The sequence below is a fragment of the Sphaerotilus sp. FB-3 genome (assembly GCF_023706025.1).
Classification (GTDB): domain Bacteria; phylum Pseudomonadota; class Gammaproteobacteria; order Burkholderiales; family Burkholderiaceae_C; genus Sphaerotilus; species Sphaerotilus sulfidivorans.
Genome location: NZ_BQWE01000007.1, coordinates 94,216 through 113,104 on the forward strand (window position 1 = coordinate 94,216; position 18,889 = coordinate 113,104).

An 18,889-nucleotide genomic window follows, 5' to 3' on the forward strand; every position below is an offset into this window, starting at 1 on the left:
GACGACGGCTTCAGCCGTCCCACCCGTCAGGCACGATGCGGCTGGCCACCAGCGCCTGGCCGTCTGGTGCCAGGCGCTCGGCGCGGCGGCCATGCAGCCAGACGCCGCGGCGGGCTGCCAGCTCGGCTGCATCCCATGCGGATGAGTCGCCTGTCACGCGCTCTCCGGCGATCTGGCTCCACAGGCCGGCGATCCAGCCGGCCAGCACATCGCCGCTGCCGGGCGTGGCCAGCGCGGCATGGCCGCTGGCGTTGATCCAGGGCGCGTGATGTGGTTCAGGCCGGCCGATCAGCGTGCCCGAGCCCTTCAGTACCACCACCGCGCCGCTGCGGTCGGCCAGCTCGTGCACCGCGCGCAGCCGGTCGGCCTGCACCTCGGCGGTGCTGCAGCCGAGCAGGCGCGCGGCCTCCAGCGGATGCGGCGTCAGCAGCGTCGGTCGGCCCTGGGCGCCGCGCTGGCGCAGCGCCTGCATCAGTCGCGGATCAGCCGCCAGCGCGTTGAGCGCGTCGGCATCGAGCAGCAGCCGCCCGGCCTGCGCCAGCAGCGGCGCCAGTCGCGCGGCCACCGCCTCGCCGCCGCCGCAGCCGGCCACCACGGTGCTTGAGGCCAGGCGCTCGTCCGCCGGGGTCGGCGCGAACATCAGTTCCGGATGCACCGGGTCCAGGCGCGGCGCGTGCTCGTCGAGCAGGTCGACCCAGACACGACCGGCGCCGGCCCCCAGCGCCGCGCGCCCGGCCAGCAGCGCGGCGCCGCCCATCGAGCCGGCGCCGCCGAGAATGCGCACGTCGCCGAAGCTGCCCTTGTGCTGCGCATGACGCCGTGCCGGCCACAGCGCCTGCAGCCCGGTCGCGCCTTGCAGCCAGGCTGCCGGAGCAGGAAAGTCCGGGTGCGCGAGCTGCACGCCGAGGTCGTCCCACCAGATCTCGCCGGCCTGGTCGCGGCCGTGTGCGGTCAGCAGGCCCGGTGCCAGCGACAGCAGCGCCAGCGTCCAGCGCGCCTGCACGCAGGCAGCGCCGACCTCGAGCGCACCGGTGTCGCCAGGCAGGCCCGAGGGCAGGTCGACCGCCAGCACCGGCACGCCCGAGCCGTTGCACAGCCGGATCGCGTCGGCCACCGGACCGCTGGCCGGGCGCGCCAGGCCGCGGCCGAGCAGCGCGTCGATCACCAGGTCGGCGCCGTCGAGCGCCTGCGGCGCCAGCCCGGCGACGATGGCCACGCCGCCGAGCTCGGCCTGCCGGCGCGAGGCGGCGGCATCCGGCGGCCAGGCCTGGGCGCGTCCGTCGTCGCTGTCGCGGCCGATCACATGCAGCCGCACCTCGCGGCCGGCGCGGTGCAGATGCAGCGCTGCCTCGAAGCCGTCGCCGCCGTTGTTGCCGTGGCCGGCCAGCACATGGATGCGGTGCGCGTGCGGCGCCAGCGCCATCGCCAGCCGCGCCACCGCCCGGCCGGCGCGCTGCATCAGCGCGTGCGCCGGCAGCGCCTCGGCCGCCAGCGCATCCAGCGTGCGCGAGGCGGCCGCGTCATGCAGCGGCCAAGGGCCGGGCTGGCGATCCAGCCATTCGCGCAGCCGCACCGGCCGGTGGTCCGCAGGCAGGACGGGCAGAGCGCGGGCGGTCGATGCAGTCATGGCAGGGGATGCGGATGGGGCCAAGGAGCGCTGCTGGCTTGCGTGGCGGCCCAGCCTTCCGGCGTGACCACCGCGACGCCGAAGGCGCGCGCGCGTCGGGCCAGCCGTCGCAGCGCATGGTCGCGGGTGATCAGCCAGCGCGTGCGCCGCGACACCGCCAGGTCGATGAAGCACTGGTCGTCGGGATCGGTGCAGCGCAGGCGCTGCGGGTGGGGCAGCGGGCCCGGCGCGCTGACCGGCTGCGCCAGCCGAGCGACCTCGCGGCTGGCCGGCGCGTGCCGCTCGGCCCAGCGCATCAGCGTGGGCAGGTGCAGCAGCCGGCCGAGCACGTCGGTCAGCTCCTCCTGCATCGCCGGGCTGACGATCCAGCGCAGCCGCCCGGCCTCGACCGCCTCGCCGATCGCCAGCCCGCTGGCGTGCTGGAAGACCAGCCAGTCGAGCACGACATTGGTGTCGAGGATGACGTCGACCGCTTCGGTCGCTTCGGCTGCCTCGGGCGTCGCGGCGCTCATCGTGCGCTCTCCCGGGCAGGCTTCAGCGCGGCCTCGAGCTGCAGCGCCAGCGACAGCAGCCGGTCGTCGCGTCCGCCCAGGCTCCAGGCCATCAGGCCCACGGGCGCGGTGCCCGGCGCGTGGCAGGGCAGGCTGATCGCGCAGCCGTCGAGCAGGTTGACCACCGAGGGGTTGCGCAGCAGCCGCGCGTTGACCTCGAAGAAGGCGGCATCGTCAGCCAGCAGCGGGGCCAGCGGCGGCGGGGTCATCGGCACCGTCGGCGACAGCACCGCGTCGAAGCCGGCCAGCGCGGCCGACATGCGGCCGATCCAGTCGGCGCGCGCGGCGTGCAGCGCGGCCAGCGCCTCGGGCGTGATCGCCGCGCCGCGGCGGATGCGCGCGGCCACCCGCGGGTCGTAGCGCGCGCCGTTGCGCGCCAGCAGCTCGCGGTGCCAGGCCCAGCTCTCGGCGGCGGGCAGGCCGCCGTCCTGGGTCAGGCGCGGCAGCTCGTCGAGCAGCGGCAGGTCGATGAACTCGATCTGCGCGCCGGCCTGCGCGATCGTCTGCAGCGCACGCTCGAAGGCCGCGGCGACCGGCGTCTCCAGCGCGTCGAGCATCAGCGTGCGCACCACCGCGAGCCGTCGCGCGGCCAGCGGCACCGCGTCCAGGCGCACGATGCGGGCGGCGAGGATCTCGTGCAGCAGCACCGCGTCGCGCACGCTGCGGGTGATCGCGCAGACGGTGTCGAGGCTGGGCGCCAGCGGGATGCTGCCCGCGGCGGGTGTCAGTGCCTGGGTGTTCTTGAAGCCGACCAGGCCGTGCAGCGCCGCCGGGATGCGGATCGAGCCGCCGGTGTCGCTGCCCAGCGCCGCCACCGCCGCGCCTGCGGCCACCGAGACCGCGCCGCCCGAGCTCGAGCCGCCGGGCACGCCGGCCGGCGCGGCCGGATCGAGCACGGCCATCGCCACGTTGGCCGGCGTGCCGTGGTGCGGGTTGATGCCGACGCCGGAGAAGGCGAACTCGGTCATCTGCGTGCGGCCGATCAGCGCGGCGCCGGCCGCGCGCAGCCGGGCGACGGCCGGAGCGTCCACCGGGGCCGGAGGCTGGTCCGCCAGCACGACCGATCCGGCGCTCGTCACCTGGCCGGCGATGTCGTAGAGGTCCTTGACGCTGACCGGCAACCCGGCGAGTGCGCCTGCGGGCGCCGCGGCCGCGGTGCGGGCGCCCTGTTCGTCGATCGAGACGAAGGCGTGTGCGCAGCGCGGCGAGCGGGCCGCGGCCAGGGCCTGGTCGAGCAGCGTCAGGGCATCGGTGCTGCCTTCGTCGAGCTGCTTGCGCAGCGTGTGCAGGTCGGGGGTGTGCAAGGCTTGCTATACTCTCGGGGTTTGTCCGGTGCCGCGTCGAGTCGCGGCGTCTTCCCGACGCGTGGTGCGCCGGGAGCCGACCCCGGTGTTCGGGACGGATGAATCAATCCCGGATCCGACTGGCTGAAGGTGTTGCAGCGAGCTGCGCCCGTGCGGTGCGTCTCTCGCCTGCGATCCGAGTCGGATTCTAGATCCAACCTTTCAGGAGTGATCTCATGTCCTTCACGATGCGCGACATGCTCGAAGCAGGCGTCCACTTCGGCCACCAGACCCGTTTCTGGAACCCGAAGATGGCTCCGTACATCTTCGGCCATCGCAACAAGATCCACATCATCAACCTCGAGAAGACGGTTCCGCTCTTCGAGGAAGCCACCAAGTTCGCTCGCCAGCTGGCGGCCAAGCGCGGCACCATCCTGTTCGTCGGCACCAAGCGCCAGGCGCGCGAGATCGTCGCCGAGGAAGCTGCCCGCGCCGGCATGCCCTTCGTCGACCAGCGCTGGCTGGGCGGCATGCTGACCAACTTCAAGACCGTCAAGGGTTCGCTGAAGAAGCTCAAGGACATGCAGGCCCAGGTCGAGGCCGGCCTGGAGTCGATGAACAAGAAGGAAGGCCTGCTGTTCCAGCGCGAGCTGGCCAAGCTGGAAAAGGACATCGGTGGCATCCAGGACATGGCTGCTCTGCCTGACGCGCTGTTCGTGATCGACGTGGGCTTCCACAAGATCGCCATCGCCGAAGCCAAGAAGCTGGGCATCCCGGTCATCGGCGTGGTCGACACCAACCACAACCCGGACGGCATCGACTATGTCATCCCCGGCAACGACGACTCGGCCAAGGCCGTGGCGCTGTATGCCCGCGTGATGGCTGACGCCGTCCTGGAAGGCAAGAACAACGCCGTCAACGAAGTCGTCGAGGCCGTCGCCGGCGCCGACGAATTCGTCGAGGTCAGCGACGCCGCCTGAGTCCCCGCGACTCGGCTTGCAAGGGGCTGATTCAGCCCCTTTTTTTCAGGTTCAAGTTTCAGGTTTAGGAGAGTTTCAATGGCTGCGATTACCGCCAAGATGGTTGCCGATCTGCGCGCGAAGACCGACGCGCCGATGATGGAGTGCAAGAAGGCCCTGACCGAAGCCGACGGCGACATCGTCCGCGCGGAAGAGATCCTGCGCGTCAAGCTGGGCAACAAGGCCGGCAAGGCCGCCTCGCGCGTGACCGCCGAAGGCGTCATCGCCGCGGCCGTCAACGGCTCGACCGGCGCGATGGTGGAAGTCAACTGCGAGACCGACTTCGTCTCGAAGAACGAGATCTTCCTGTCCTTCGTGCAGTCGTGCGCCAACCTGGTGGCCGAGCACAACCCGGCCGACGTGGCCGCGCTGTCGGCCCTGCCGCTGGCGATGGAAGACTTCGGCCCGACGGTCGAGGACGTGCGCAAGGGTCTGATCGGCAAGATCGGCGAGAACATGTCGATCCGCCGCTTCAAGCGCTACGAGGGCGGCGGCGCGCTGGCCCACTACCTGCACGGCGTGCGCATCGGCGTGATCGTCGAGTACACCGGTGACGCCGTCGCCGCCAAGGACGCCGCGATGCACATCGCCGCGATGAAGCCGGCGGCGCTGTCGTCGGCCGAAGTCTCGGCCGAGCTGGTCGAGAAGGAGCGCAAGATCGCTGCCGAGAAGGCCGCCGAGTCGGGCAAGCCGGCCGAGATCGTCGCCAAGATGGTCGAAGGCTCGGTGCAGAAGTTCCTGAAGGAAGTCTCGCTGCTGGACCAGGTCTTCGTGAAGGCTGCCGACGGCAAGCAGACCGTGGGTGCCTACCTGAAGAGCGCCGGCACCTCGCTGGCCGGCTTCACAATGTTCGTCGTCGGCGAAGGCATCGAGAAGAAGCAGGACGACTTCGCCGCCGAAGTGGCCGCGCAGGTCGCCGCTGCCAGCAAGTCGGCCTGATTCCGGCCTGACTCCGGTCGAGGCGCGTGGTGCGATGGCGTCCCGCGTCTCGGCTGGCCTAAACTCGCGAGATCGTTTTTTCCGCTTATATCGAGGTCACTGCATGCCCGCATACAAACGCATCCTTCTGAAGCTCTCCGGCGAGGCCCTGATGGGCGATGACGCCTATGGCATCAATCGCGCGACCATCGTGCGCATGGTGCGCGAGGTGCAGGAAGTGACGGCGCTCGGATGCGAGGTGGCGGTGGTGATCGGCGGCGGAAACATCTTCCGCGGCGTGGCCGGCGGTGCGGTGGGCATGGACCGCGCCACCGCCGACTACATGGGCATGCTCGCCACCGTGATGAACTCGCTCGCGCTGGCCGACACGATGCGCCAGGAAGGCATGACCGCGCGCGTCATGTCGGCGCTGAGCATCGACCAGGTGGTCGAGCCCTATGTGCGCCCGAAGGCGCTGCAATACCTCGAAGAAGGCAAGGTGGTCGTCTTCGCCGGCGGCACCGGCAACCCCTTCTTCACCACCGACACGGCCGCCGCGCTGCGCGGCGCCGAGATCGGCGCGCAGATCATGCTGAAGGCGACCAAGGTCGACGGCGTCTACACCGCCGATCCGAAGAAGGATCCGACGGCGACCCGCTACGCGACCCTGACCTTCGACGAGGCGATCGGCCGCAACCTGGCCGTGCTGGACGCGACCGCGTTCGCGCTGTGCCGCGACCAGAAGCTGCCGATCAAGGTCTTCTCGATCTTCAAGCCGGGCGCCCTGAAGCGGGTGGTGCTGGGCGAGGACGAGGGCACCCTGGTCCACGTCTGATCCTGGGCCGCCATCCGGGTCCGCCGTCCAGAGTCTCAGGAGCAAAACGATGAGCATTGCCGACATCAAGAAGAACGCCGATGCCAAGATGGCCAAGTCCATCGAGGCCTTCAAGAACGAACTGCAGAAGATCCGCACCGGCCGCGCCCACCCGGGCATCCTGGACCAGGTGCAGGTCGAGTACTACGGCTCGATGCTGCCGATCAGCCAGGTCGCCAACGTCTCGCTGATCGACGCGCGCACCATCAGCGTGCAGCCCTGGGAAAAGGGCATGGGCGCCAAGATCGAGAAGGCGATCCGCGAGTCCGATCTGGGCCTGAACCCGTCCTCGCTGGGCGACCTGATCCGCGTGCCGCTGCCCGCGCTGACCGAGGAGCGCCGCAAGGAGCTGACCAAGGTGGTGCGCAACGCCGGCGAAGACGCCCGCGTGGCGGTGCGCAATCTGCGCCGCGATGCCAACGACCAGGCCAAGAAGCTGCTGAAGGACAAGCTGATCTCCGAAGACGACGAGCGCCGCTCCAACGACGACATCCAGAAGCTGACCGACCGCACGATCGCCGAGATCGACAAGCTGGTCCAGGCCAAGGAAGCCGAGGTCATGGCGGTCTGACGCGATGGCTGCAGCCCCGAAGTCCGCGAAGCCGGCCGTGCCGCGGCACATCGCCATCGTCATGGATGGCAACGGCCGCTGGGCCAACAAGCGCTTCATGCCGCGCATCGTCGGCCACAAGTACGGGGTCGACTCGCTGATCCGCGCGATCAACGCCTGTGCCGACCGCGGCGTCGAGTACCTGACGGTCTTTGCCTTCTCGTCGGAGAACTGGAAGCGCCCCGACGAGGAGGTCTCCGGCCTGATGAACCTGGTGTTGACCGCGGTGGCGACCTACCTGACGCGGCTGTCCGACCTGGGGGTGCGCATCCGCATCATCGGCGACCGGGCCGCGGTGTCGGAGAAGGTGCGCGCGGCCTGGGAGCATGCCGAGCGCAGCACCGAGGCCAACACCCGCATCACGCTGTCGGTGGCCTTCAACTACGGCGGCCGCTGGGACATCGTGCAGGCGGTGCGCCAGGCGGTGGCCTCCGGCGTGCAGGCCGATCAGGTCGACGAGGCGCTGCTGTCGCGCCACATGGCGATGGCCTATGCGCCCGATCCGGACCTGTTCATCCGCACCGGCGGCGAGGTGCGCATCTCGAACTTCCTGCTCTGGCAGATCGCCTACTCGGAGTTCCATTTCACCGACTGCCTCTGGCCGGACTTCGACGAGCGCGAGATCGACCGCGCCATCGCGGCCTTCGCCTCGCGCGATCGCCGCTACGGCGGGGTGAAGACCGACATCTCCGCCTCCGGCGAGAAGATCACGCTGGCCCCCGACGCCTGAGTCCTGGCGCCAGTCCCGACCCTCCGACACTGTCGCTTTCCGCATGCTCAAGCAGCGCATCATCACCGCAGTCCTCATGCTGCTGGTGCTTCTCCCGGCGCTGTTTGCGCAGGCTCCATGGCCCTTCGCGCTGCTGACCCTGGTGATGATCGCCGCGGCCGGCTGGGAGTGGTTCCGTCTCAACGGCGCGCCCGGCGTCCCGGCGCTGGCCGGTGGTGTGGTGGTGGCGGCCGGTTCGGCCGCGATGTGGCAGATCGGCTGGATCGGCCACAGTCCCGGCGTGCTCTGGCAGCTGGCGCTGCTGCTCTGGGTGCTGGGCGGCGCCTGGGTGCTGCGCCGGGGGGTCGCCGCCTGGCCGCAGGCGCCGTCGCTGCTGCGCCTGGCCGGTGGCGTGCTGCTGCTGTGGCTGGCCTGGCTGGCGATCGCCGAGGGGCGCGCGCGTGGCCTGAACTTCCTGCTGTCGGTCTTCTGCCTGGTCTGGATGGCCGACATCGCCGCCTATTTCAGCGGCCGCGCCTTCGGCCGGCGCAAGCTTGCGCCCGCCATCAGTCCCGGCAAGAGCTGGGAGGGCGTCTGGGGCGGCATGGCCGGCGTGCTGGCGCTGGCGCTGGCCTGGATCGCCTTCGACCGTCAGGGTCTGGCCGACGGGCCGAGCCTGTACACGCTGCTGCTGCAGCGTGGCGGCCCGCTGGGCCTGATCGTCTCCTGCCTGTTCCTGGCCGCGCTGAGCGTGGTCGGCGACCTGTTCGAATCCCTGGTCAAGCGCAGTGCCGGCGCCAAGGACAGCAGTGCGCTGCTGCCTGGCCACGGCGGCGTGCTCGACCGCATCGATGCCCTGCTGCCGGTGTGTCCGCTGGCGCTTGCCCTGATCTCCGCATGACCGCATCCCTGAACGCTCCGGCTGCTCCGGCGGGCGCACCGCGCCACCGCGTCACCGTGCTCGGCTCGACCGGCTCGATCGGCACGAACACGCTCGACGTGCTGGCCCGTCATCCCGACCGCTACGAGGTCTTCGCGCTGAGCGCGCACAGCCGTGTCGACGAGCTGGCGGCGCAGTGCGCGCGCTGGCGCCCGCGCTTCGCGGTGATGCCCACGGCCGAGCTGGGCCGCGCGCTCTCCGAGCGCCTGCGCGCCGAGGGTCTGTCCACCGAGGTGCTGACCGGCGCGGCCGCGCTCGAGCAGGTGGCGGCGCACCCGGAGGTCGACAGCGTGATGGCGGCCATCGTCGGCGCGGCCGGCCTGCCGCCGTGTCTGGCGGCGGCGCAGGCGGGCAAGCGGCTGCTGCTGGCCAACAAGGAGGCGCTGGTCGTCGGCGGCCAGCTCTTCATGGACGCGGTGCGCGCGGGCGGCGCCACGCTGCTGCCGATCGACAGCGAGCATTCGGCGATCTTCCAGTGCCTGCCCGAGGACCGCAGCACCTGGGGCCAGCGCATCGACCACATCGTGCTGACCGCCTCGGGCGGTCCGTTCCGCCAGCGCGATCCGGCGAGCCTGCGCGAGGTCACGCCCGAGCAGGCCTGCGCGCATCCGAACTGGGTCATGGGCCGCAAGATCTCGGTCGACTCGGCCACGATGATGAACAAGGCGCTCGAGGTGATCGAGGCGCGCTGGCTCTTCGACCTCCAGCCGCGGCAGGTGAGGGTGGTGATCCACCCGCAGAGCATCATCCACTCGATGGTGGTCTGTCGCGACCGCTCGGTGCTGGCGCAGCTGGGCACGCCCGACATGCGTGTCCCGATCGCCTACGGCCTGTCCTGGCCGGAGCGCATCGAGTCCGGTGCCGAGCTGCTCGACTTCCTGGCGCTGAAGGCGCTGACCTTCGAGGAGGCTGACGCGGCGCGATTCCCCGGCCTGCAGCTGGCCTGGGCGGCGCTGGAGGCCGCGCCCGGCAGCACCGCGGTGCTCAATGCCGCCAACGAGATCGCGGTCGAGGCCTTCCTGGCCGGGCGGCTGCGCTTCGACCGCATCCCTGCGGTCAATGCCGGCACGCTGGAGTCGCTGTCGATTCCCGCCGGAGCGGCCGGTTCGCTCGAAGGTCTGCTCGCGCTGGATGCGCAGGCCCGCCGCCATGCGACTGAACTCGTCGCCCGTCTGGGCGTCTGAACTCGCATGAACACCCTGATCGCCTTTCTCGTCACGCTCGGCGTGCTGATCGTCGTCCATGAATGGGGCCACTACCGGGTGGCGCGTGCGTGCGGCGTGAAGGTCCTGCGCTTCTCGATCGGCTTCGGCAAGACGATCTGGACGCGTCGCATCGGCGAGACCGAGTGGGCGCTGAGCTGGCTGCCGCTGGGCGGCTATGTGCGCATGCTCGACGAGCGGGAAGGGCCGGTGGCGCCGCATGAGCTCGACCGCGCCTTCAACCGCAAGTCGCTGCGCCAGCGCGCCGCCATCGTCGCGGCCGGACCGCTGGCCAATCTGGTGCTGGCGGTGCTGCTGTATGCGGCCTCGTCGTGGATCGGCACCCAGGAGCCGCGCGCGGTGCTGGGTACGCCGCCCTCCGGCAGCGTGGCCGCGCAGGCCGGACTGCAGGCCGGCGACTGGGCCCGGCGCTGGTCCGTCGAAGGCAGCGGCGAGTGGCAGGAGGTGGATTCGCTGATCGACCTGCGCTGGCAGGCCACCCGAGCCGCGCTCGACGGCCGCGACCTGCGTCTGGAGCTGACCCGCGCCGACGGCAGCGGCCGTCATGAGCGCCTGCTGCCGCTGGCCGGACTGGAGGCCGGCGAGGCCGATGCCGCGCTGGCCCGGCGCATCGGCATCGGTGCGGCCTATTCCGAGCCGGTCATCGGCGAGCTGGTGCCTGCCGGCCCGGCCGAGCGGGCCGGGCTGAGGCCGGGCGACCGGGTGCTGCGCGTCGATGCGCAGGAGATCGTCGATGCGGCCGCGCTGCGTGCGCTGATCCGCGAATCCGGCAGCCGCGGCGAGCCCGCGCCCCAGCAGTGGTGGGTCGAGCGCGATGGCCGACGCCTCGAGCTGACGGTGCAGCCGGCCCGGGCCGAGGAGCGCGGCCAGTCCTTCGGCCGCATCGAGGCGGTGGTCGGTGCCCGGCCGCAGACCGACCTGGTGCGGCTCGACCTGGTCGACGGCCTGCTGCGCGGCGTCGAGCGCACCTGGGACATGGCGACGATGTCGCTGACCATGTTCGGTCGCATGATCACCGGCGACGCCTCGCTGAAGAACCTGAGCGGTCCGCTGACGATCGCCGACTATGCCGGCCAGTCGGCCGAGCTGGGGCTGGCCTATTACCTGGGCTTCCTGGCGGTGGTCAGCGTCAGTCTCGGGGTCCTGAACCTGCTGCCGCTGCCCATGCTCGACGGCGGGCACCTCCTGTATTATCTGATCGAGGGTGCCATCGGCCGCCCGATCCCCGAGGTGTGGATCGCGCGGCTGCAGCGCGGGGGCCTGATGGTGATCCTGCTGATGATGTCGCTCGCCCTGTACAACGACGTGGCCCGCTACCTGGGCCTGCACTGACCGCATGCGCGTACCCGCCTTCCTCCCCGTTTCCTCTCCCCGAGCCTGCGCCGTCGCGCTGATGGTGGCCGCAGCCTCGCTGCCGGCCCTGGCGGTGACGCCCTTCACGCTGAAGGACATCCGCGTCGAGGGCCTGCAGCGCACCGAGGCGGGCACGGTGTTCGCGTCGCTGCCTTTCCGCGTCGGCGACACCTACAGCGACGAGAAGGGCGCGGCCGCCCTGCGTGCGCTGTTCGCCACCGGCCTGTTCAAGGACGTGCGCATCGAGATCGAGGGCCAGGTCGCGGTCGTCGTCGTCGAGGAGCGCTCGGTCATCGGCAAGGTCGACTTCACCGGCACCAGCGAGTTCGATCGCGACACGCTGATCAAGGCGCTCAAGGACATCGGCGTCGGCGAGGGCCAGCCCTTCGACAAGGCGCTGGCCGACCGCGCCGAGCAGGAGCTCAAGCGCCAGTACCTGACCCGCAGCCTCTACGGCGCCGAGGTGGTCACCACCATCACCCCGGTCGACCGCAACCGGGTCAACGTGACCTTCGCGGTGTCCGAGGGCGGCGTGGCGCGCATCCGCGAGATCCGCATCACCGGCAACGAGGCCTTCTCCGAGAGCACGCTGCTCGGTCAGCTCGACCTGACCACCGGCGGCATGATGACCTGGTACACCAAGAGCGACCGCTACTCGCGGGCCAAGCTCAATGCCGACCTGGAGACCCTGCGCGCCTGGTACCTGAACCGCGGCTACCTCGAGTTCAACGTCGACTCGACCCAGGTCGCGATCTCGCCGGACAAGCAGGACATCTCGATCACCATCAACATCCGCGAGGGCCGGCGCTACATCGTCACCGGGGTCAAGCTCTCGGGCGACTATCTGGGCAAGGACGAGGAGTTCCGCTCGCTGGTGTCGATCCGGCCGGGCGAGCCCTACAAGGCCGAGGAGGTCGCCGCCACCCAGAAGGCCTTCTCGGACCGCTTCGGCCTGTTCGGCCATGCCTTCGCGCGGGTCGAGCTGGTGCCGCGCATCGATCGCGACACCGGTCGGGTCGAGGTCCAGCTCAATGCCGATCCGGGCCGGCGCGTCTATGTGCGCCGCATCAACGTCTCGGGCAACACCAAGACCCGCGACGAGGTCATCCGGCGCGAGTTCCGCCAGTTCGAGTCCGCCTGGTATGACGGCCAGCGCATCAAGCTCTCGCGCGACCGGGTCGACCGCCTGGGCTACTTCAGCGAGGTCGACATCGAGACGCAGGAGGTGCCCGGCACCGCCGACCAGGTCGACCTGACGATCAACGTCAAGGAAAAGCCCACTGGCAGCCTGATGGTCGGCGCGAACTTCTCCAGCGCCGACAAGCTGTCGCTGAGCGGCTCGATCAAGCAGGACAATGTCTTCGGCTCGGGCAACTATCTGGGCGTGGAGCTCAACACCAGCAAGTCCTCGCGCACCCTGGTGCTGTCCAGCGTCGATCCCTACTTCACCCGCGACGGCATCTCGCGCTCGCTCGACGTCTACTACCGCACCAACAAGCCGGTCAACAGCCAGGGCGAGTCCTACGAGCTGGTGACGCCGGGCGCCTCGGTGCGCTTCGGCGTGCCGTTCTCCGACTACGACACGGTGTTCTTCGGCATCGGCGCGGAGCGCACCACGATGCGCTCGGCCACCGCGCTGCCGGAGGCCTTCTACCGCTATCGCGCCACCTACGGCCGCTCCAGCACCTCCTATCCGCTGACGCTGGGCTGGCAGCGCGACGGCCGCGACAGCGCGCTGGTGCCCAACGAGGGCCGCTACCAGCGGGTCAACATCGAGTGGGCCGCCTTCGGCGACACCCGCTACCTGCGCAACAACTACCAGATCCAGCAGTACTTCCCGCTGAGCAAGAAGCTGACGCTGGGCCTGAACGCCGAGCTTGGCTATGCCAAGGGCCTGGGCGGGCGCGACTATCCGGTGTTCAAGAGCTTCTACGGCGGCGGCCTGGGCACGGTGCGCGCCTTCGACCAGAACTCGCTCGGCCCGGTCGACGTGACCGGCGCCTATCTGGGCGGCACCCAGCGCGTCAACCTCAACGGCGAGCTGTATTTTCCCTTCCCCGGCGTCGGCAACGATCGCACGCTGCGGATCTTCGGCTACTTCGACGCCGGCAATGTCTGGGGCGAGGACGAGACGCCGACGCTGGCCTCGTTCCGCGCGTCGGCCGGCCTCGGCCTGTCGTGGATCTCGCCGGTCGGCCCGCTCAAGCTCAGCTGGGGCCAGCCGGTGCGGAAGTTTCCGCAGGATAGAATCCAGCGCTTCCAGTTCCAGATCGGTACCGCATTCTGATGATGAATTCACACTTCCGCCCGATGATCGCCCGCCTGTCCGCCGCCGCAGCCGCTGCGGCTGCCGCGGTGGCCCTGCTTGCGGCGCCGGCCGGTGCGGTCGCTCAGGAGCTCAAGATCGGCTATGTCAACAGCGACCGCATGCTGCGCGACGCCGCGCCGGCCAAGGCCGCGCAGGCCAAGCTGGAGACCGAGTTCGGCCGCCGCGAGAAGGAGCTCAACGATGCCGCCGCGCGGCTGAAGGCCGCCGCCGACAAGTTCGAGAAGGATCAGGTCACGCTGGCCGAGGCCGAGCGTGCACGCCGCCAGCGCGATCTGGTCGAGCAGGAGCGCGACCTGCAGCGCAAGCGCCGCGAGTTCCAGGAAGACCTGAACCAGCGCAAGAACGAAGAGCTGGCCGCGGTGGTCGACCGCGCCAACAAGGTCATCAAGCAGATCTTCGACAGCGAGAAGTACGACCTGATCCTGCAGGATCCGGTGGTCTTCGCCGGTCCGCGCGTGGACATCACCGACAAGGTGATCAAGGCCCTGAACGCCGCGCCGGCCAAGTGACGCCCGACTTCTCCGTGCGCCTGCACGAGCTGCAGGCCGGGCTCGGGGGAGAACTCGTCGCCGATGCCTCGGTGCCCGAACCGGGCGAGCGGCTGATCCGCCGCATCGGTCCGCTGCAGGGCGCCGACGCCGGCACGATCAGCTTTCTCGCCAATCCGCGCTATCGCGCCCAGCTGGCGGACACCGACGCCGGCTGCGTCATCGTGTCCGCCGCGGCGCGCGACGCGGTGCGCCCGGGCTGCGTCGCGCTGGTCGTGCCCGACCCTTACCTGCATTTCGCACGGCTCACCCAGTGGTGGGCCGCGCGCACCCGTCCGGTCGCGCCGGCCGGCATTCACCCGAGCGCGGTGGTCGCGCCGGATGTGGTGCTGGGCGAGGGCGTCTCGGTCGGCGCGCAGGCGGTGATCGAGTCCGGTGCGGTCATCGGCGATGGGGCGGTGATCGGGCCGCTGGGCTTCGTCGGCGCCGGCGTGCGGGTGGGCGAGCGCACCCGGCTGGCGCCGCGGGTCACGCTGATGCCCGGCACCCGCATCGGTGCGCGCTGCCTGCTGCACAGCGGCGTGGTGCTGGGCGCCGACGGCTTCGGCTTCGCGCCGGACCAGGGCCGCTGGGAGAAGATCGAGCAGCTCGGCGGCGTCGTCATCGGCGACGATGTCGAGATCGGCGCCAACACCTGCATCGACCGCGGTGCGCTCGACGACACCCTCATCGGCGCGGGCGTCAAGCTCGACAACCTGATCCAGATCGGCCACAACGTGCGCATCGGCGAGCACACCGCGATGGCGGGCTGCACCGGTGTCGCCGGCAGCACCCGCATCGGGCGCGGCTGCGCGATCGGCGGCGGCGCCAACATCCTGGGCCATCTGGAGATCGCCGACGGCGTGACCGTCTCGGCCACCAGCGTGGTCACGCACAGCCTGCGCAAGCCCGGCCACTACAGCGGGATCTTCCCGATCGACGACAACGCCTCCTGGGAGCGCAATGCCGCCACGCTGAGGCAGCTGCACACCCTGCGCGACCGCATCCGCGCCCTCGAGAAGCAAAGCAAGACATCATGAGCACGACGAACCCGTCCGACGAGACCTCCGCCACGCCGCAGCGCACCCCGATCACGATGGACATCCATCAGATCATGAAGAAGCTGCCGCACCGCTACCCGATCCTGCTGGTGGACCGGGTGCTCGACATCGAGCTGCACAAGAGCATCCGCGCGGTCAAGAACATCACCTTCAACGAGCCGATCTTCACCGGCCACTTCCCGCGCCGGCCGGTCTTCCCGGGCGTGCTGATCCTGGAGGCGCTGGCGCAGACCTCGGCGCTGCTGTCCTTCACCTCGATGGGCGAGCAGCTGACCGACGACATGGTGGTCTACTTCGCCGGCATCGACGGTGCGCGCTTCAAGCGTCCGGTCGAGCCGGGCGACCAGCTCATCCTCGAGTCGACGGTCGACCGGGTGCGTGCCGGCATCTACAAGTACAGCGCCCGCGCCACCGTCGACGGCATGCTCGCCGCCGAGGCCGAGCTGATGTGCACGATGCGCCGCGTCGGCTGAAGTCCCCGGTCGCTTCGTTCATGACGCAGATCCATTCCACCGCGGTGGTCGATCCGGCGGCCCGGCTGCATGAGTCGGTCGTCGTCGGCCCCTACACGATCGTCGGTCCGCATGTCGAGATCGGCGCGGGCACCACCATCGGCCCGCACTGCGTGATCGAGGGCCACACCACGATCGGTCGCGACAACCGCATCTGGCAGTTCTGCTCGCTGGGCTCGGACCCGCAGGACAAGAAGTACGCCGGCGAGCCCACGCGGCTGGAGATCGGCGACGGCAACACCTTCCGCGAGTTCTGCACCGTCTCGACCGGCACCGTCCAGGACGAGGGCGTCACCTGCATCGGCGACGACAACTGGATCATGGCCTATGTGCATGTGGCGCACGACTGCCGCATCGGCAGCCACACCATCATGGCCAATGTCACCACGCTGGCCGGGCATGTGCGGGTGGGCGATTGGGCGATCCTCGGGGGACTCACCGGCGTGCACCAGTTCAGCCGGGTCGGCGCGCACGCGATGGCGGGATTCGCCTCGCGCATCGCGCAGGACGTGCCGCCCTTCGTGATGGTGGCGGGCAACCCCTGCGAGGCGCACGGCTTCAACCAGGAAGGCCTCAAGCGCCGCGGCTTCGGCCCGGAGCGCATCCTGGCCGTCAAGCAGATGTACCGCGCGCTCTACCGCAAGGGCCTGACGCTGGAGGCCGCCCGCGCCGAGATCGAGACGCTGCGCGCCGAGCATCCCGAGGCCGAGGCCGACATCGCGATGATGCTCGACTTCCTGGCCTCGGCCGGCCGGGGCATCGTGCGCTGACGGGTCGACAGGCTGACGATGACGATGAGCGATCCGCGCCTGGGCATGGTGGCCGGCGAGCCCTCCGGCGACCTGCTCGCCCAGCTGCTGCTGGGCGGGCTGAAGCAGCGCTGGCCGGCGCTGCAGTCCTTCGGGCTGGGCGGCCCGCAGATGCAGACCCAGGGCTTCGACGCCTGGTGGAACTACGACCTGCTGGCGGTGCACGGCTACAGCCTGGAGCTGCTGCTGCGGCTGCGCCGGCTGTTCGCGCTGCGCGCCGAACTGGGCGACCGGCTGCTGAAGGAGCGCCCCGACGCCTTCATCGGGGTCGACGCGCCCGACTTCAACCTCGGCCTGGAGGCCCGGCTGAAGAAGGCCGGCACCAGGACCATCCACTTCGTCAGCCCGTCGATCTGGGCCTGGCGGGGCGGGCGGATCCACAAGATCCGCGAGGCGGTCGACCATGTGCTGTGCCTGTTCCCCTTCGAGCCGGAGATCTACCAGCGCGCCGGCATCGCCGCGAGCTATGTCGGCCATCCGCTGGCCGACGCGATCCCGCTGGAGGTGCCGCGCGAGGCGGCCCGCACCGCGCTGGGCCTGCCGCTGGATGCGCGCGTGATCGCGCTGCTGCCGGGCAGCCGGCGCGGCGAGGTGCGCCACATCGCCCCGGCCCTGCTGGGTGCGGCGGCGCGGCTGGCCAAGCAGAACCCCGACCTGCGCTTCGTGCTGCCGGCCATGCGCGGGGTGCGCGACCTGCTCGATCCGATGGTGGCGAAGTTCGCCGGCCAGTTCGACCTGCAGGTGCTCGACGGCCGCTCGCACGAGGCGCTGGCCGCCTGCGACCTGACGCTGATCGCCAGCGGCACCGCCACGCTGGAGGCGGCGCTGTTCAAGCGGCCGATGGTCATCACCTACAGCATGCACTGGCTGTCGTGGATCCGCATGCAGGGCATGGCCTACCAGCCCTGGGTCGGCCTGCCCAACATCCTGCTGCGCGGCTTCGTCGTGCCGGAGCTGCTGCAGGACTCCTGCACGCCCGAGGCGGTCGCGCAGGCGGCGCAGCAGTGGCTGGACCGCCCCTCGCGCTGCGAGGGCGTCGGCCAGCGCTTCGCCGAACTCCATCATCTGCTGCGCCAGGACACGGCGCGCCGGGCCAGCGATGCGGTCGCGCAGGTCCTCGGCCGCTGATGGCGAGGCGGCTGTGCCCGAGCCTGCGCAGTTCGCCTTCGTCTTCGATCGTCCCGGCCTGATGGCCGGCGTGGACGAGGCCGGGCGCGGCCCGCTGGCCGGGCCGGTGGTGGCCGCGGCGGTCATCCTGGACGAGCTGCAGCCGATCGACGGCCTGGGCGACTCCAAGGCGCTGACCGCACGCCGGCGCGAGCGGCTCTTCGACGAGATCCGCGCCAAGGCGCTGGCCTGCTGCATCGCCGAGGCCAGCGTCGAGGAGATCGACCGGCTCAACATCCTGCACGCGACGATGCTGGCGATGCGCCGCGCGGTCGAGGGCCTGCGCCTGCGCCCGGCCAGGGTGCTGGTCGACGGCAACCGCATTCCGACGCTGCGCATCCCGGCCGAGGCCATCGTCAAGGGCGATGCCAAGGTCGCCGCCATCTCGGCGGCCTCCATCCTGGCCAAGGTCCACCGCGACCGGCTCTGCGCCGAGCTGCACACCCTCCACCCGGGCTACGGCTTCGATGTCCACAAGGGCTATCCGACCGCCGCCCATCTCGACGCGCTCAGGCGCCTCGGGCCCTGCGAGCAGCATCGCCGCTCCTATGCCCCGGTGCGCCGCGCCGAGCTCGAACACGCCTGCCGAAGCCCCCGATGAGAGAACCCCGCCACATCAGCTCGCGCGCGCATGCGCTGGTCAAGACGCTGCACCGGCTGGCCACCGAGCCGGCCGCCTCCCGGCGCCTCGGCCAGGTCTGGCTCGAGGGCGATCATCTGGCGCGTGCCTTCCTGGCGCGGGGCGGACGGGCGGCGCTGGCGGTGGTCGGCGCCTCGGCCTGGCTGCAGCCGGGGCCGCGCGAGCTGGCGCTGCAGGCCGCCGAGATCGTCGTGATCGACGACGCGCTGCTGCCCGAGATCAGCTCGCTGGAGTCGCCCGCGCCGATCGGCTTCCTGATCGACCTGCCCTCAAGCGGCCAGCAGCCGCTGCCCGGCGTGGCCACCGTGGTGCTCGACCGGCTGCAGGATCCCGGCAATGTCGGCACCATCCTGCGCAGCGCTGCGGCGCTGGGCGTGCGCCAGGTGCTGGCGATGAAGGGCAGCGCGGCGCTGTGGTCGCCGAAGGTGCTGCGCGCCGGCATGGGCGCGCACTTCGCGCTGCATCTGGTCGAGGCGCTGGCGCCTGACGATCTGGACGCGCTGGCGGTGCCGCTGGTGGCCACCAGCTCGCATGCCGCGGCCGCGATCGACCAGCTGGCATTGCCCGCCCCCTGTGCCTGGGTCTTCGGCCACGAAGGGCAGGGCGTGGGCCCGGAGCTGATGGCGCGCTGCGCGCTGACGGTGACGATCCCGCAGCCTGGCGGCGAGGAGTCGCTCAACGTGGCCGCAGCCACCGCGATCTGCCTGTACGAGTCGGCCCGCCAGTCGCGCCGCTGA

The 18,889-nt window shown here is 70.8% G+C and carries 19 protein-coding genes; 16 read left to right on the plus strand and 3 right to left on the minus strand.

Annotated elements, in window-relative coordinates; all coding sequences use genetic code 11:
• Positions 1-10 precede the first annotated feature (10 nt).
• Genes NFT33_RS03375 through NFT33_RS03385 form a run of 3 tightly spaced genes read right to left on the minus strand, consistent with a single transcriptional unit; the run spans position 11 to position 3,482 of the window.
• A complete protein-coding gene (locus NFT33_RS03375; protein ID WP_251673157.1) occupies positions 11-1,627 on the minus strand; it encodes an NAD(P)H-hydrate dehydratase in 1,617 nt (538 codons plus the stop codon).
• Positions 1,624-2,139, minus strand: a complete 516-nt coding sequence (locus NFT33_RS03380) for a PIN domain-containing protein (RefSeq protein WP_251673159.1) — start codon at positions 2,137-2,139, stop codon at positions 1,624-1,626. Before NFT33_RS03380 ends, NFT33_RS03375 begins: the two co-directional genes overlap by 4 nt.
• Positions 2,136-3,482 (minus strand): amidase, encoded by a 1,347-nt coding sequence (locus tag NFT33_RS03385; protein WP_251673161.1) that lies wholly within the window; start codon positions 3,480-3,482, stop codon positions 2,136-2,138. The genes NFT33_RS03380 and NFT33_RS03385 overlap by 4 nt, the downstream gene beginning before the upstream one ends.
• A 215-nt stretch (positions 3,483-3,697) precedes the next feature.
• Between NFT33_RS03385 and rpsB the strand changes: the two genes are divergently transcribed.
• The 16 genes from rpsB to NFT33_RS03465 all read left to right on the plus strand — a co-directional run bounded on the left by rpsB (position 3,698) and on the right by NFT33_RS03465 (position 18,889).
• Entirely contained in the window at positions 3,698-4,441 is a 744-nt protein-coding gene (gene rpsB / locus NFT33_RS03390; protein ID WP_149503255.1) for a 30S ribosomal protein S2, read from the plus strand.
• A gap of 78 nt (positions 4,442-4,519) precedes the next feature.
• Positions 4,520-5,419, plus strand: coding sequence for a translation elongation factor Ts (tsf, locus tag NFT33_RS03395; protein ID WP_149503256.1), 900 nt, complete (start codon positions 4,520-4,522; stop codon positions 5,417-5,419).
• Positions 5,420-5,522: 103 nt separating this feature from the next.
• Positions 5,523-6,233, plus strand: coding sequence for a UMP kinase (gene pyrH, locus NFT33_RS03400; RefSeq protein ID WP_037477757.1), 711 nt, complete (start codon positions 5,523-5,525; stop codon positions 6,231-6,233).
• Between the two features lie 49 nt (positions 6,234-6,282).
• On the plus strand, positions 6,283-6,843 hold the full coding sequence (gene frr, locus NFT33_RS03405) for a ribosome recycling factor (RefSeq protein ID WP_037477755.1): 561 nt from the start codon (positions 6,283-6,285) through the stop codon (positions 6,841-6,843).
• A 4-nt stretch (positions 6,844-6,847) separates the two neighbouring features.
• The gene (uppS, locus tag NFT33_RS03410; protein WP_220785321.1) at positions 6,848-7,612 is read left to right on the plus strand and encodes a polyprenyl diphosphate synthase; all 765 of its coding nucleotides are present in this window, start codon (positions 6,848-6,850) and stop codon (positions 7,610-7,612) included.
• A 43-nt stretch (positions 7,613-7,655) separates the two neighbouring features.
• Complete coding sequence (locus NFT33_RS03415) at positions 7,656-8,492, plus strand: phosphatidate cytidylyltransferase (RefSeq protein ID WP_251673163.1); 837 nt, start codon at positions 7,656-7,658, stop codon at positions 8,490-8,492.
• Positions 8,489-9,715: a 1-deoxy-D-xylulose-5-phosphate reductoisomerase gene (gene ispC / locus NFT33_RS03420; RefSeq protein ID WP_251673165.1), complete on the plus strand. Its 1,227-nt coding sequence runs from the start codon at positions 8,489-8,491 to the stop codon at positions 9,713-9,715. The genes NFT33_RS03415 and ispC overlap by 4 nt, the downstream gene beginning before the upstream one ends.
• A gap of 6 nt (positions 9,716-9,721) precedes the next feature.
• Positions 9,722-11,086 (plus strand): RIP metalloprotease RseP, encoded by a 1,365-nt coding sequence (gene rseP / locus NFT33_RS03425; protein ID WP_251673167.1) that lies wholly within the window; start codon positions 9,722-9,724, stop codon positions 11,084-11,086.
• 4 nt (positions 11,087-11,090) lie between these two features.
• Positions 11,091-13,394, plus strand: coding sequence for an outer membrane protein assembly factor BamA (bamA, locus tag NFT33_RS03430; RefSeq protein WP_251673169.1), 2,304 nt, complete (start codon positions 11,091-11,093; stop codon positions 13,392-13,394).
• Between the two features lie 23 nt (positions 13,395-13,417).
• Positions 13,418-13,945: an OmpH/Skp family outer membrane protein gene (locus tag NFT33_RS03435; protein ID WP_251673172.1), complete on the plus strand. Its 528-nt coding sequence runs from the start codon at positions 13,418-13,420 to the stop codon at positions 13,943-13,945.
• The gene (lpxD, locus tag NFT33_RS03440; protein WP_251673174.1) at positions 13,942-15,003 is read left to right on the plus strand and encodes a UDP-3-O-(3-hydroxymyristoyl)glucosamine N-acyltransferase; all 1,062 of its coding nucleotides are present in this window, start codon (positions 13,942-13,944) and stop codon (positions 15,001-15,003) included. Before NFT33_RS03435 ends, lpxD begins: the two co-directional genes overlap by 4 nt.
• A gap of 56 nt (positions 15,004-15,059) precedes the next feature.
• Positions 15,060-15,497 (plus strand): 3-hydroxyacyl-ACP dehydratase FabZ, encoded by a 438-nt coding sequence (gene fabZ, locus NFT33_RS03445; RefSeq protein ID WP_149505196.1) that lies wholly within the window; start codon positions 15,060-15,062, stop codon positions 15,495-15,497.
• 20 nt (positions 15,498-15,517) lie between these two features.
• The gene (lpxA, locus tag NFT33_RS03450; RefSeq protein ID WP_251673176.1) at positions 15,518-16,306 is read left to right on the plus strand and encodes an acyl-ACP--UDP-N-acetylglucosamine O-acyltransferase; all 789 of its coding nucleotides are present in this window, start codon (positions 15,518-15,520) and stop codon (positions 16,304-16,306) included.
• A gap of 18 nt (positions 16,307-16,324) precedes the next feature.
• The gene (gene lpxB, locus NFT33_RS03455; protein ID WP_251673178.1) at positions 16,325-17,473 is read left to right on the plus strand and encodes a lipid-A-disaccharide synthase; all 1,149 of its coding nucleotides are present in this window, start codon (positions 16,325-16,327) and stop codon (positions 17,471-17,473) included.
• Positions 17,445-18,113, plus strand: a complete 669-nt coding sequence (rnhB, locus tag NFT33_RS03460; protein ID WP_376744118.1) for a ribonuclease HII — start codon at positions 17,445-17,447, stop codon at positions 18,111-18,113. Before lpxB ends, rnhB begins: the two co-directional genes overlap by 29 nt.
• Positions 18,110-18,889, plus strand: coding sequence for a TrmH family RNA methyltransferase (locus tag NFT33_RS03465; protein WP_149503267.1), 780 nt, complete (start codon positions 18,110-18,112; stop codon positions 18,887-18,889). Before rnhB ends, NFT33_RS03465 begins: the two co-directional genes overlap by 4 nt.

Excerpts from the sequence above, each read along its gene's own strand:
- NFT33_RS03375 (WP_251673157.1), bottom strand. The coding sequence starts at position 1,627 with ATGACTGCATCGACCGCCCGCGCTCTGCCCGTCCTGCCTGCGGACCAC.
- NFT33_RS03380 (WP_251673159.1), bottom strand. The coding sequence starts at position 2,139 with ATGAGCGCCGCGACGCCCGAGGCAGCCGAAGCGACCGAAGCGGTCGAC.
- rpsB (WP_149503255.1), top strand. The coding sequence starts at position 3,698 with ATGTCCTTCACGATGCGCGACATGCTCGAAGCAGGCGTCCACTTCGGC.
- tsf (WP_149503256.1), top strand. The coding sequence starts at position 4,520 with ATGGCTGCGATTACCGCCAAGATGGTTGCCGATCTGCGCGCGAAGACC.
- pyrH (WP_037477757.1), top strand. The coding sequence starts at position 5,523 with ATGCCCGCATACAAACGCATCCTTCTGAAGCTCTCCGGCGAGGCCCTG.
- frr (WP_037477755.1), top strand. The coding sequence starts at position 6,283 with ATGAGCATTGCCGACATCAAGAAGAACGCCGATGCCAAGATGGCCAAG.
- uppS (WP_220785321.1), top strand. The coding sequence starts at position 6,848 with ATGGCTGCAGCCCCGAAGTCCGCGAAGCCGGCCGTGCCGCGGCACATC.
- NFT33_RS03415 (WP_251673163.1), top strand. The coding sequence starts at position 7,656 with ATGCTCAAGCAGCGCATCATCACCGCAGTCCTCATGCTGCTGGTGCTT.
- ispC (WP_251673165.1), top strand. The coding sequence starts at position 8,489 with ATGACCGCATCCCTGAACGCTCCGGCTGCTCCGGCGGGCGCACCGCGC.
- rseP (WP_251673167.1), top strand. The coding sequence starts at position 9,722 with ATGAACACCCTGATCGCCTTTCTCGTCACGCTCGGCGTGCTGATCGTC.
- bamA (WP_251673169.1), top strand. The coding sequence starts at position 11,091 with ATGCGCGTACCCGCCTTCCTCCCCGTTTCCTCTCCCCGAGCCTGCGCC.
- NFT33_RS03435 (WP_251673172.1), top strand. The coding sequence starts at position 13,418 with ATGATCGCCCGCCTGTCCGCCGCCGCAGCCGCTGCGGCTGCCGCGGTG.
- fabZ (WP_149505196.1), top strand. The coding sequence starts at position 15,060 with ATGGACATCCATCAGATCATGAAGAAGCTGCCGCACCGCTACCCGATC.
- lpxA (WP_251673176.1), top strand. The coding sequence starts at position 15,518 with ATGACGCAGATCCATTCCACCGCGGTGGTCGATCCGGCGGCCCGGCTG.
- lpxB (WP_251673178.1), top strand. The coding sequence starts at position 16,325 with ATGACGATGAGCGATCCGCGCCTGGGCATGGTGGCCGGCGAGCCCTCC.
- rnhB (WP_376744118.1), top strand. The coding sequence starts at position 17,445 with ATGCGGTCGCGCAGGTCCTCGGCCGCTGATGGCGAGGCGGCTGTGCCC.
- NFT33_RS03465 (WP_149503267.1), top strand. The coding sequence starts at position 18,110 with ATGAGAGAACCCCGCCACATCAGCTCGCGCGCGCATGCGCTGGTCAAG.